This window comes from Methanolobus halotolerans, assembly GCF_004745425.1.
Lineage (GTDB): Archaea > Halobacteriota > Methanosarcinia > Methanosarcinales > Methanosarcinaceae > Methanolobus > Methanolobus halotolerans.
In genome coordinates, this window is the sequence record NZ_PGGK01000006.1 from 68,116 (window position 1) to 81,156 (window position 13,041).

Annotated in this window: 10 protein-coding genes and 1 pseudogene; 2 read left to right on the top strand and 9 right to left on the bottom strand. The window is 38.9% G+C overall.

The features are described from left to right. Positions 1-149: 149 nt before the first annotated feature. The 4 genes and pseudogenes from CUN85_RS07165 to CUN85_RS07180 all read right to left on the bottom strand — a co-directional run. Positions 150-392: pseudogene (locus CUN85_RS07165) on the bottom strand (IS1 family transposase); the annotation flags it as partial. Between the two features lie 141 nt (positions 393-533). Beyond that, positions 534-1,904, bottom strand: a complete 1,371-nt coding sequence (locus tag CUN85_RS07170; protein WP_135389644.1) for an MBL fold metallo-hydrolase — start codon at positions 1,902-1,904, stop codon at positions 534-536. Between the two features lie 1,345 nt (positions 1,905-3,249). Beyond that, positions 3,250-3,669 (bottom strand): PGF-CTERM sorting domain-containing protein, encoded by a 420-nt coding sequence (locus CUN85_RS07175; protein ID WP_135389645.1) that lies wholly within the window; start codon positions 3,667-3,669, stop codon positions 3,250-3,252. A gap of 396 nt (positions 3,670-4,065) precedes the next feature. After that, entirely contained in the window at positions 4,066-4,761 is a 696-nt protein-coding gene (locus CUN85_RS07180) for a helix-turn-helix transcriptional regulator (protein WP_167848821.1), read from the bottom strand. Between the two features lie 1,408 nt (positions 4,762-6,169). Between CUN85_RS07180 and CUN85_RS07185 the strand changes: the two genes are divergently transcribed. Beyond that, positions 6,170-6,373 carry a hypothetical protein gene (locus CUN85_RS07185; RefSeq protein WP_135389647.1) on the top strand — a complete coding sequence of 68 codons (204 nt, stop codon included), beginning with the start codon at positions 6,170-6,172 and terminating at the stop codon, positions 6,371-6,373. Positions 6,374-6,442: 69 nt separating this feature from the next. Here the strand turns inward: CUN85_RS07185 and CUN85_RS07190 are convergent, their stop codons facing one another. Then, the gene (locus CUN85_RS07190) at positions 6,443-6,997 is read right to left on the bottom strand and encodes a flavodoxin family protein (RefSeq protein WP_135389648.1); all 555 of its coding nucleotides are present in this window, start codon (positions 6,995-6,997) and stop codon (positions 6,443-6,445) included. Between the two features lie 132 nt (positions 6,998-7,129). On the opposite strand from CUN85_RS07190, the gene CUN85_RS07195 reads away from it, so the two are divergent. Further along, positions 7,130-7,495: a winged helix-turn-helix transcriptional regulator gene (locus tag CUN85_RS07195; protein ID WP_135389649.1), complete on the top strand. Its 366-nt coding sequence runs from the start codon at positions 7,130-7,132 to the stop codon at positions 7,493-7,495. On the opposite strand, the gene CUN85_RS13340 is transcribed toward CUN85_RS07195, so the two are convergent. The 4 genes from CUN85_RS13340 to CUN85_RS07205 form a co-directional block, all read right to left on the bottom strand. After that, positions 7,466-7,696 carry a hypothetical protein gene (locus CUN85_RS13340; protein WP_235856233.1) on the bottom strand — a complete coding sequence of 77 codons (231 nt, stop codon included), beginning with the start codon at positions 7,694-7,696 and terminating at the stop codon, positions 7,466-7,468. The genes CUN85_RS07195 and CUN85_RS13340 overlap by 30 nt on opposite strands. 17 nt (positions 7,697-7,713) lie before the next feature. Then, positions 7,714-8,532, bottom strand: coding sequence for an NCS2 family permease (locus CUN85_RS13345; protein ID WP_235856234.1), 819 nt, complete (start codon positions 8,530-8,532; stop codon positions 7,714-7,716). After that, on the bottom strand, positions 8,525-8,683 hold the full coding sequence (locus tag CUN85_RS13350) for a hypothetical protein (RefSeq protein WP_235856235.1): 159 nt from the start codon (positions 8,681-8,683) through the stop codon (positions 8,525-8,527). The genes CUN85_RS13345 and CUN85_RS13350 overlap by 8 nt, the downstream gene beginning before the upstream one ends. 251 nt (positions 8,684-8,934) lie before the next feature. Further along, a complete protein-coding gene (locus CUN85_RS07205; RefSeq protein ID WP_135389650.1) occupies positions 8,935-12,837 on the bottom strand; it encodes a lectin like domain-containing protein in 3,903 nt (1,300 codons plus the stop codon). Positions 12,838-13,041 lie beyond the last annotated feature (204 nt).

Here is a 13,041-nt window from a genome sequence, read left to right on the forward strand (position 1 = left end):
AAGGCCTCTAAAAGCTTCTTAAGTGAATAATAAATAATTTTTAGGCTCTGTAAAAATCCTCATTTGAATCACATGAACAACCTTGACATACCTGTCAAGGTTGTTTACTATTAGCTTTATTTTAGGCATTGTTATTTAAGCATAGCTATTTATTTATTCCTATATTTCATCAAAAGAAGAAGAGAGTATTTTAGCATTTCAAGACTTTTGGTATAACATTTTGTTTTTCTTCTCAGTCTTGCCAGAAAGTGTCTGAACATACTGTTATATCCTTCAATCGTATATGTTTCTGCTTTTGATCGTGTGTGAATATTCTCTGGAAGGAATTTTGCATATGCTCTCCAGTTATCGGTCATCACTTCCCCGATTTTCTTTTTCTCTAATTTTATCCAGTGCTTTTAAGTGGAGGTAAGGATTTTTTTAAACATTACAGGAAGGATGCTGAACTGATAACAGATATTTGAGAGGTTTTACCTCAGCAATTAGCTTAAAAAGGTTATATTGTTTCATTTCTCTCGTGAAGAAAAAGAACTTCACTCCACTACTTCATATCCTGCATTCTTCCATGCTTTCATACTTCCAAGAACATTGTATATCCTGTCATAGCCATGTTTTCTCAGGATCGAGGCAGCTATATTGGAGCGCCGTCCAGTGCCACAATAGACAACTATCCTGCAATCCTCCGGAATTTTGTCCAGATTCTCTTCCACATGGCCAACATATATATGTGCAGCACCCTGTATGTGACCGTTTTCCCATTCTTCTTTGCTCCTGACATCTAGGATGAACAAATTTTCACCTTTTACCAGTTTGTCCCTGAGGTCATGGACCGATATCAAGTTGAAACTGTCCACCGGCATAGCATCGATATACCAGGCCCCGATTCCCCCGTTGAGAAAACCAGCTATATTGTCATAACCCAGTCTTATGAGATACCGAACTGCAGACTCCAGTTGCTCTTTATCTTCCATCACCAGGAGTATCTGTTTATCATATGGAAGCACCCAGCCAGCAAAGGACGGGAGCCCTTCAAGCCATATGCTGTAACTATCTTTGATATGCGCTCCTCCGAAAGAGTGAGGCATACGTGTATCCACAACTACTGTTGCTTTTTCCATCTCTTCCCTGAATTCCCCGGGTGAAAACAATTCGGGAACCGGGAGGCTGTGCAGCAGCGGAGGCCCTTCCAGATTATACTGTTCCATCTTTTTAAAATAGGGGGGAAATTCCAGCTTTTCTTCAACCTTATATCTGATGAATTCGTCCTTCGCAGTCTTCTGCAGGACAGGATTCTGGAGACGCTCAAGTCCAAGCGTACTGTATTCCCGCTCACTGATAGCTCCTCCACACATAGAACCTGCGCCATGTGCGGGATGTAGTATAACTTCATCCCCCAGAGGAAGTATCCTGTTAAAAATGCTGTCATACAAATCAGATGCCAGTCTCGGAGCTTCGTCAGGACCATATAGGTCGGTCCTTCCCACATCACCTATAAACAGAGCATCTCCTGTAAAGACCATGATCGTTTCATCACCCGCGTTAAGGTCTGCCAAGGCATATGACATGCTCTCATCGGTATGTCCCGGTGTATGTAGAGCAGTTATTCTCAACGAGCCTATAAAAATTTCCTGATCATCCTGAAGAGTGTTCCCGTATTTGAAATCAATCCCGGGGCCATGGTAGATGTCGGCTTCCGTAATGTCCTCAAGCTCCCTAGAACCAACCACATAATCCTCATTACGGTGTGTTTCAAGGATGTATTTTATTTTCATGCCTTCTCTTCTGGCAATATCCGCATAGACTTTGCAGTCCCTGCGTGGATCAATGACTACAGCCTCATTTTCCGATCCAATGACATAAGAAATATGAGCAAGTCCTTCCGATTTTATACGTTCGAATATCATCTTAAACCTTCCTGTAAATATCCCACTATTTACATGTAGAAACACATACTTGATATGTTTTTCTTAGATAGCAGTTCATACAAGAAGTAACTACCAGCTTCCTGTGTACTCTTTTACCTCATGTTTTCTCCGGTCAAAGATACCAGGAATTGTTTATGAATATATTATATATTTTTAATACTATTTATAAATAATATACATTCATCTATATATTCAATAAGTTACTTATTTATGAAAATAATAAATAAGTTTATTTTTTTCTTTAGATATACCAGTATGATACAGTTCTAAATTGAATTTGATGCACAATATTCACAAATAAATAAAGGCTCTGGAAATAAAAATGTCTATATAGAATAATATTTGCATTTAAATGAATATATAGGAACATTTTTTTATCATTTTGACATGTAGGGGGCAAGTCATTATCACTGGAAGAACATATTTTTCCAGATTCGGTAGTGATTGAAAAACGGCAAACTGAAAAATGGTAGATTGAAAAACGGTAGATTGAAAAACGGTAGATTGAAAAACGGTAGATTGAAAAACGGCAAACTGAAAAACGGCAAACTGAAAAACGATAGTAAGGGGAGGCACCTGAAAAACGATGCATTTAAGGTGCCTCTTTCCTTGCGAATCCAGTTTCGTTTAGCCTCCCTATCCAGACCGTATCTTAATATTTACCCACGGTTCCCCCCCTAACTCGCAAGAAGTGTTTCACCTTCTTTTATTTAATATAAACCTTGCTCAAATAAAAATATCCAGCATATTACAATGTTATTGAAAATTCAATCAGCTTTATTAGCTTGGAAAGAGCCTGTTAAGCTAATATTCAAAATTCAGGAGTCTTAACTTAATTTGCAAATTCTAATTCCTTATTCAGGTATGATATTTGTTCTTAGTTTACCATCCAGTGTATACTCTTTTATTATGCACCGCAAATTATTAAAAGTATTAAATATAATAGACAAATAGTTTAGTTGTCTTTTCTGAGGTGCGCCGGTTACTGTGCATCCCCTCACAACTCCACCCGTCATTGCTAAAGCACACCTCAGAAATCAAAAATCTTCAGAGAATGTATTTTTTTAGTGCATAATGATTTCTTACACACCTTCTTACATACTAATTTTATATGTTATATGTAACAGAAATTCACTTATTTGGGAAAAAGAACTCTTCGAGTACTACATCAAAAACTCGTTCCCGATTACATATCTCTGAATTTACCTGATCGAAACAAAAAAGCCGAGTTCAACCGGTGACAGATTGTGTTCACAAAGAAAAAAAAGAGTTTTGTGAAGCATCAAGCCATCCTTATTAGCAGATACAGTTCACTTTCTCTTATTCACTTTCTTTTAATTATATATATCGCCATCAATATACCGGCAACCGCAAATATAGCTTCAAATCCCGGAGATTGTTGTTCGGTGCCTGTATCTTCAACAGGTGCCTCTTCAGTTATGTCATCAGGTTCACTGGGCACTGTCGTATCGGGTTGAGATGATGATCTTGTTTCCGGGTTATCTTCTTGGTCCCCGGGGAAGGTCAAAACGTTTATCTCTTCCTCATTACTGTATCCGTCCCCGTCCGAGTCCAGAGATTCTATAGCTCCAAGATCACCATCGTTCTCCTGATAGTCCATACCATAAGGGTTCAGGGATTCGATATCCGAACCATGGCAGGTATCACAGGTGTCAAGTCTTGTACCATTGGTACCATATTCCTCGTTGAACTCATCCATCATCCCGGATGTAGCCGATGCCATTTGTGTTCCTGCTAATATTACCGCTATCAACAGCAGTAACAGTAAAATATGTTTAGAGATCATAGATTGAACTTACCCCCCAAATTCACTAATAAATTATTTGTTGACATCTGGTATTTAAGTGTAACTCATTTTTCTGATTTAGAGCCTTTTGGCTCACCGGACCTCTGTTCTTTTGTATCTAGTTCCAGTATGAGGTGATTACATCTTCCACTTTTACTTCCACAGATCTTACAAAATCTCGCCATTTATTTACCTCCCCAGATATCAGTTCTTTTGCTCAACATAATATTGTCCCGGAAACGCTGTTTCTATCTTATTTGCTTAAACGGCACATTAATAGAATGTTAGTTATCCACTTTACTGGGATGAGCAGGTCCTCAATTAAAAATATATTTAAACAAGTGTAACAGGAGCCGAGTATTGCTTATAGTATTCAAAAAGTTCTTTCCCCCACTTAAGAGCACCAGGATGACAACTTATCAATTGCTCCCTGGATATACTACCGCCTTTGCTCAGCAGGTTACAGGAAAAACAGTGATCGTTCAGTATAAGTGTCTGCAAGCACATGTCGCCGGGATAGACAAAAATCTTTATCTGTCCTTTATGTAAAAGTCCTTTGAAAAAGAACAGATGCTCGGAACGGATTTTCGTGAGCAGTTCCTCAGAAACTATCATTGATATCTCTATACCTTCATCGGCCCACTTTGAAAGAAATGATGTGAAAGATGGTAACAACAAAGAAGTCACGATTCTGAAACTTTTTGAACTATCCGTAGTCTCTTCTAATACTTTATTAAATTCAAATACTTCAGAAAAATGAGGACGCATAATCTTATACGGACATAGTTCTCTAATTCGTTTCAACAGATCAAATGGAATAAAACCCAACTTATGCTGAGCCAGATAATCAATATTACTTTCGAGGAATTCCAGAGTCTGCAGGAAAGGTATCATTTCATCGACAGCTATTTTTCCGATAGACGTAAGCCCATACGTACCATCATGATGTATGATGATATTATTATGTTCCAGCATCCTTATTGTCGGGACCAGTGCCTGGCTGCTTATTCCCAGTGATTCAAGAATCATATTTTTATTTTTGGGACCTTCATATAACATCAAAAGCAGATTTATTTTATGTTCAGATAGACCAAATGTTTCAAGCAGCGGCATTCTAAGGTATACCCCCTATAACATACTGTCCATTGCCCGGGATAAACTATGGTCCAGACAAGCAGCCGATGCATATGTTTATATTATTTCAAGTACACTACAGATCTAATCTATTTATATGTACCTTTACTGAAATTAATAAACCAAACTTGCTTTTTTAGCAATAATATCATGTTAAGTATGTTTGTTACTATAAAATACAATTAGGATTAAAAATTAGAATAAATCTTACCAACAGATTTTATCTTAATATATTTTGTTGATATTCTGATTTAAGATATCTTTACAGACAACGCTGAAAACTTCCTAATGTTATACCCCTTAAACCCAAACAATACAACCCTAAATCAATGGCCATATTTTAGCACTCAACTGAAATTATAATGGCATTGAAATATCACCTATAGACAAAACTTAGTAGCAGCCCTTAGATTAAAATCCATTCTTGTTATATGCAAAAACAATCTATTAGGACTTGTGAGCATTGGGGCGCTCACAAGCTATTGGGAGTGGAGTTAAAGAGAGATATTGGGGAATATCTCGGACATATAAGGAAAGAGACGCCTTAAAGCGTGGTGGTTTATCAGGTGTCTCATCCTGCCTTCTCAACCATGCGGGTTGAGTGAGTGGGGGTTGAAGAAATGGGGACATCCCGGATTCGTAAGGAAAGAGGTACCATAAGCGTGGTGGTTTATCGGGTACCTCATCTACCTTCTTAAATGTAAGTTCAAGATTGCTTTTCTCGTATAAAACTGTCTCGTAAATTAATAATTTCTCACAGCAAGAATATTATTGTTGGAGTTCTGTAATTGGTACCTAGTCCTTCAGGTACGCTCAAAGAGTTTTCCTCATTCAATAGTGAGGGTCGAGCACAAATGGTATGGTTAGTGTTTTATTTGAGATTTAAAATCTGGAAATGGAAGTTCATGCAAAAAGATTTTTGCGTCCTGGCTGATTATCTGAACTGATTTTTGCCAATCCGATTATCCTTTATACTAAGTTATCCTCTATGCTCTGCCGAGGTGTGTGACCTTTTTTAACCCCACTCCCCCCAACCCACACACCTCGCGATTATAATGAGCCTATCTTGTTTGTGATATGATCGCAATATTGCTTTTTACCTCCTCTTTAGAACTAAATATTGCCGTATAACATCCCATTAGCTGCATCTGTCAGTACATTTAAGGGTCTATATCCGGAAAGTAATGCAAATGAAATATACATTTATCGAAAGCCGTAAATAAACTCAGCTACACATGATAAGGTATATGCAAAAATAACATCTGCATACAATACATTGATAAAAAAATAAGGAGCTGATAATATGTTTTGGGGATTGTCCCACCTGACTGAAGAACAGACCAAAGCCATCACGGATCTGGAAAAGAAATTCAACGCAACCATACTGGCTTTTTCAAGCAAGGATATCGAATACGCTGACCTGAACGAAGAACAACTTAAAGAATTAAAAGATCTGGAAGATAAGCTCGGCCTATCTCTTGTTACTCTCAAGATGAGTTACAAATAACTGACTTATTCTTTAGATACTGTGTGAAACAGGAATGTGCACACATGTGCATGTCCCTGTAGGCACAGATTAGTCAAATATCTTAGTACCTGCAATCTTTGCCTGCTCCATGAGCCCGGTATTTTCCTTAACTTCACCTGGTGCATGATGTCCTATATCCACAAAAGTGCCCTTTACATCCATGCCAAACATCTGTAGTATTTGAGAGAATTCCGCATAGACAGTATTAAAGGCTCCGACATCAGGAGCACCATGTGCACCCACTATGACAGCCTTTTTGCCTGCTTCCAGGCGTGAGATTAGATCCGGATTTAACAATGCGAAACAGCGGTCAATGAACTGCCTCATCTGACCTGTTAACTGAAAGAAGTATATTGGTGACCCGAATACAAAACCATCGGCATCCCTGAGGGCTTCATAGGCTTTTGTCATATCATCATCAATTTTGCAGCCGTCAACAGACCGGCAGTAATTGCAACCCTGACATCCTTTTATATTCATATCATTGATATAGAATTTTTCCACATCAGCACCTGCTTCCATCGCACCGTCAAGAACCTGCTGGACCAGTACATCTGTATTTCCGTCTTTTCTTGGACTTCCTGCAAAACCTACAACCTTCATTTTATCATTTCCTCATTTATAAATGCATTTACTTTCATTGAAAGTAACTGAAAATAAATGGTCTGATACTATATTTATATATAATACAATCATTTTTGTTATCAACTAACAAAAAGTATAGTAAAGGATAGCATGTTTACTCAAAATGAAATAACGGACACAGACAACTGCAACTATATTTGTCCTGTTGAAGCTACCCTTGACGTAATTGGAGGAAAATGGAAACCTCTGATCCTCTGGCAGCTCAAAGACGAGATTCTCCGCTTTAATTCACTTCAGCAGACATTACCCGGAATATCCCCGAAAATGTTGACTAAACAACTGCGCGAGCTTGAAAAAGATGGCATTGTGAAACGTGAGATGTATCCTGAAATACCTCCGAGGGTTGAGTACTCGCTCACTGATTTTGGCAGGACGATCATTCCTGTGCTGGAAGCTTTAGCCCAGTGGGGATTTGGATATATGGATTCAGTAAGGATAGAATATGAAGAACAATGAGCACAGGACGAACAATCCCCAGGCAAGTGGTTTTACTTCACTGCTTTTACCGTCTATGACTTTCAGGATCGGGAACAGGACAAAGCCAGCGCAAATGCCTACTCCGAGGTTATATGTAAAGCTCATGAGAATTATTACTGCCATTGCAGGGATCATTTCGGTGAAATCATTCATGTCGATCTTCTTTATCGAACACATCATAAGAAGGCCCACGAGTATCAAGCCGGAGATGTGGCGGCCATGGGTATTGCCGAGAAGAGGGGATAGAAGAATAGGCCAAGAGTGAAAAGCAGCGCAACAACAAGAGTTGTAAGTCCTGTCTTTCCTCCCTCTTCAATACCCGTGGCAGACTCAATGTAAGTACCTGTAGTGGTCGTGCCCGCCAGTGAAGCAAATACCGTTGCAAGAGCATCTGCAAGGAAAGGTTTGTCCATATTTTCAATATTACCCTGTTCATCCGTAAAACCGGCTTTAAAGGAAACACCTACAAGGGTTCCCATGGTGTCCATCAGATCCATGGTGAACATAGTCAGGATTACAGCAAAGAATCCCCATGTAAGAGCGCCGGTGATGTCAAGCTGGAGGAAGATAGGATCAATACTTGGTGGCATGCTGACAATACTTTCGGGAGCAGGGGCAATACCGGAAATAAATCCGAGAACAGCCGTAATTATAATCCCGATCAGTATTGAACCCTTCACCTTCTTTACCATAAGAAGGCTTATAAGCAGGAAACCGAAGACTGCCAGAGCCACGGGAGCTGTATTCAGACTTCCCACATGCAAAGGAGCACCTTCCACACCAAGGGAAACTATACCTGCATTCACCAGGCCGATAAAGGTAATGAACAGGCTTATACCGGCTGCAAAGCTGTATTTGAGGTTATCGGGGACAGCATCGATCATCTTGCTTCTAAGTCCTGAAACTGTGAGCAGTGTGAAAATCACACCGCTGATGAACACCGCACCCAGAGCCGTCTGCCATGAATAGCCGAGAACACCCACAACAGTGTATGCGACAAAGGCATTCTCACCCATGTAGGGCGGCTATTGCAAGCGGTTTCTTTGCATATACACCCATGATAAGAGTTCCAAAAGCTGCAGACATTATAGTTGCCACCATAGATGCACCAAAGGGTATTCCCGCAGCTTCAAGGGTTGCCGGATTGACAACTATTATATACGCCAATATACGCCATTGTCATGAAGGTGACAACGCCGGCTGTTATTTCGGTTTTTATATTGGTTCCGCGCTCTTTAAGCTTGAAATAGTTTTCCAGTATGTTTGCCATCTCATCCCTTCATCAGTAAATGAAATAAAAAGTTAGATAAAAATACACAGAATTAATATATAAAACTAATTATCCAATATAGATTTTCAATTAAGACACATACGCAGTTACTTACTATAGCAGCTAAATCTTCAACAAATACAAATCACTATTTCTTATGTCGATAATAGACAAGTATCGATAATGCGAGGAGAATGAATACAAATAATTGAAGCAGTCTGTAGTTATCCTTTGATTGAATACCGGAGGGATTTTCATCTTCATTATCCGATATCTTCTCCGAACTGGCACCTCCAGTCAGTGATATTCCTGTTGATGTTTCATCTGATATGGAAGTTGTATCAGCACAGATTGCAAAGGGTGAGAAAGATGTCGTCCTTGATTCGAAATGCATTCTGTCAATATCTTCCCCGACCTTAGTTGTGAGTAATTTATCCCATCTGTTATCAGAATAGTGTTCCAGGCGAATTGTATCAGCATCAATATCATTCGATTCAATCCATTCTATCGGTACACTGAATCCTATAATGGCTTCTTCCATGAAATCCGATAATCCAAGTTTTTCATCACCGACTGTAATTTCAAGATTCTGGTACACCTTACCTGAGGGCTTTCCGGAGAGACCTGCAGAGAAACTTTTGAGTCTGTACACATCAGCCACCACATAGCCTTCGGTGGTTTTTGCTTCAAAACGTATCCTGGTGACAGGACTGTCCACATCGATGAACTCATATTTCACTTCAGTGCCCCTGCCGACAAACTGCATATCCGATTCTTTCAAAACAATATTACTTTCGGGCAGCTTGTCGTTGTTTCTTCTTATACGTACACCATCATCATCAATATCTACTGTTCCTGTATTTTCATTACTCGACGATAATTCAGCATTAGCTGTCAACGGAAGATAGTCGATGTTACAGCCATCCGTGCTCAAATTATAAGGCTGACAGAAACCATCTCCTGTAGAAGGATTGATCTGGCTCCACCCGGTTCCGTTGGGTTTTGCCCAGTAATTACCTCCAATATAATCTCCACCAATGATATTGGTTCCTGGTGTCTTTGGAATATTCCATTGATTGTGCAGAGTACCTGAAATTTTGAAATTATCACTGTTGTTCAAATAGTTGCTATAAATAAGGTTATCATTACTTTCGCTTAATGAAATTCCGTAGTAGTTACTATTGGCTAGTGTAGAGTTGTATATTGTATTATTGTGTGAAGCAAAAAAATATATGGCATCTGCATTGGTACTAAGTGTGCAGTTTGCGATAGTACTACTAGTAGTATTGTAAAAATAAATACCATAAAAATTATTTTGAATTGTTATGTCTTTTACCGTAATATTCGAGCAATCATTAAGATGGACCAGTCCGGCATTAGAATCCTTATCTATAACCATATCCGAAACTCCGGAGAGATAATAAATTGGCTTACCTTCCACCGTATTGCTGGTATCGATAACATTGTAATGTGAATAGAGCAGGCAATTATAGATGCTTCCTGAAATTGAATTGTTCGCAAAATTGTTATTCTCCGAATACCACAACTGCAAACCATAACCTGTATTGTCCTCAATAGTACAATTCAGGATATTGTTGTTGAATGAATCATCAATGTACAGGCCGGTGTAAAGGTTATTATCTGTAATGCAGTCGATTATACCACAATCTTCAGAGTCTGAGAGACGTATTCCATTATAGCAAGTAGAGACACTGCTGTTACTTATATTGCACAGATTCGAATTGGATAATCTTATTCCATAATAACAGTCAGAAATAATACTGTCAACTATATTACACTCGTTCGAATAATAAAAATAAATACCTCTATAAGCACCTGAAACCGTAACACCCTGGAAGGTGATATTATCCGCCATTACATATACTGCATAATTCTGCTTGTCAGTGTAGTCAGGATTTGAAGATATGATCCTTACATCTGCAGGATTGCCTGTAGACGACCTTAGAGTGATATTATCTTTAGCAATCCTTAGTTGCTCAGAGTATATTCCCGATTCAACTATTATAGTGTCTCCTTCTGAAGCTACAGTAAGAGCATCCCTGATAGTCGTAAAATCAGCAGTTCCGCTCTCATTAACAGTTAAAGTACTGTTAAGCACATGTATGAAAGAATTTCTTTTTGTGGTATTGTTACCAAATTCATTTGATACATTCAGAGAAACATTGTATAATCCCGTACTGGTATATGAGTGAGAAGGATTTTGTACTGTTGATGCGGAGTTATCCCCGAAATCCCATTGCCAGGTGTCCGGTGAGAAAAGACTCGTATCATGAAAACTGACAGGTTCATTTATATGGACATATCTTTTGTCAGCAACAAAGCCTGCTTCAGGCTCTTTATCCTCTTTTTTAAAGGCTTTAATACATATATTCATACCTTTTTCAGAAATATCGGTCCATGTGCTTCTATCAAAGCTGAGATAACTTTGTCCTCTTTCAGCATTAGCATTACTGCTATATCCGGGAATGGCTGTTTCAACTGCTGCAGGATAGTTATATTCCGGTGTTGTGAAAGTGACGACCACCGAGAAATTCTGACCTGCTGAGAGCGATACATGTGTATCAAGGTCCACGGTGTGATAACCTGCTATCGGGATACTTCCGTTCTTAACTGTTACAGGACCTGAATTATTTATCGGGCCATCTTCAGGATTAAGATAGATTGAGATGTTATAAAATGAGTTTGAATCAACTGTATAGAAACTTACAGCTTCCAGGATTTCGTTTGAACCTGCCGTGAAAATATTTGCCCCCGTTGCTGTAGTATGACCATAGCCGTAGTTTAGGCACCATCCAAGTGGATCATACTGATAGATATGGTCGTAGTTGCTGACATTCTCTGCAGTGATAACAGTATTCATTAAGTATGGACCATTGCTGTATAGAGCACCATTATTTCCCAGAATAGAATCATAATAGGAGATATAGAAATATCCACTTTCACCCCAGTTATCGCTCCAGGAATTTTTGATAATGTATGCCCCGTCTCCTGGTGCAGCAGTAGTAAACTTGTTCCTGTCAAAATCATCATCCCAGCCAACCAGACTTACAGCATGATTTCGTTCTACGTCTTCTTCATAGCAATAATATGTATTATTCTCTTTGTTGAAAAAGTCTGTATCTTCATGCATGGCTACTGTAATAGCACCATAGTTGCTTATCGTCCATCTGAAGAGATCATCAGAGTGATTTAAATCCGGCAATATCAAGACTTCCTGAACATGTTTTGCAACAAATAGGTCGGATGATGAAACTGGCGATATATCATTATAAGGATCATCAGACTCTGCAACAGGACCATCCCATCTTGCAAGATATGCAACAGTCGGCAGACTGGCTCCCCATGCATCATGAGAGAGACGATCAAAGCCATCCATTTCGTAAATCACAAGCTTGTTCTTAAGATTGTTTTCGGAGAAGTCCCAGTTCTCTGAATTGTTTCTTAGCAGGAATGATTCAAGTGAAGCAAGTGATGCATGAGCCCAGCAACTACCGGCAGTTCCCTGAAACTTTACTTCTGTGACAGTTCCCTCATCCCTCAAATCATACCGGGAAGGATAGAGTTCCTCTGAAAGAGTACTTATTGACATTGAAGATGGCATATCACCATACTCCTCACTGGTCAGTAATTCTTCCATGTGGACAGGAGAGAGATAGGAAAGATCTATAGGTGATGGTATGAGGCCGGTTGGATGTATTATTCCTTCAGGGGACTGAAGGTCCTGAATATCGTTTGAAATTTCAGGCAGGAGCTGGTTATTGGCATCTGTCTCAAAGGTGTTGAAACTGAATTGTTCATCGACATTCAACTGCTCTTCATTGTTTTCTTCAAGCTTTTTCTGATACTCGATAAATTCAGGGTTAATGGGGACCGTAGAGAACTGATTATCAGGTGAAACATTACTGAAGTTGTCATTGGTCAAAGAACTATCATTCTCATAATCCACTGCCAATGCAAAGGAGGTGGTTATCAATATGCAAATTGATACAAGCACAAACAGATTTAACTTCAGTATCGTTTTCACACTCATTCCTCATTAAACGGTCTTTGATAATAATATAATAATTACTTATATACTATTTGTGTGTATCAGCAGTATCAGTTTTACAATGAGTAAATCTAAAATTATCTACTTTAGATAAGATATCTTATAAAAGATAAGATACATCAGAGAATGTAAACAATAGATTCTAAAAAACGATAGAAGATTGTTTTTAGAAGACTGGTGACCGGA

Coding starts and splice junctions, on each gene's coding strand:
- CUN85_RS07180 (WP_167848821.1), bottom strand. CDS start 4,761: ATGATTCTTGAATCACTGGGAATAAGCAGCCAGGCACTGGTCCCGACA.
- CUN85_RS07205 (WP_135389650.1), bottom strand. CDS start 12,837: ATGAGTGTGAAAACGATACTGAAGTTAAATCTGTTTGTGCTTGTATCA.
- CUN85_RS07170 (WP_135389644.1), bottom strand. CDS start 1,904: ATGATATTCGAACGTATAAAATCGGAAGGACTTGCTCATATTTCTTAT.
- CUN85_RS13340 (WP_235856233.1), bottom strand. CDS start 7,696: ATGATGTGTTCGATAAAGAAGATCGACATGAATGATTTCACCGAAATG.
- CUN85_RS07195 (WP_135389649.1), top strand. CDS start 7,130: ATGTTTACTCAAAATGAAATAACGGACACAGACAACTGCAACTATATT.
- CUN85_RS07185 (WP_135389647.1), top strand. CDS start 6,170: ATGTTTTGGGGATTGTCCCACCTGACTGAAGAACAGACCAAAGCCATC.
- CUN85_RS07175 (WP_135389645.1), bottom strand. CDS start 3,669: ATGGCATCGGCTACATCCGGGATGATGGATGAGTTCAACGAGGAATAT.
- CUN85_RS07190 (WP_135389648.1), bottom strand. CDS start 6,997: ATGAAGGTTGTAGGTTTTGCAGGAAGTCCAAGAAAAGACGGAAATACA.
- CUN85_RS13345 (WP_235856234.1), bottom strand. CDS start 8,532: ATGGGTGAGAATGCCTTTGTCGCATACACTGTTGTGGGTGTTCTCGGC.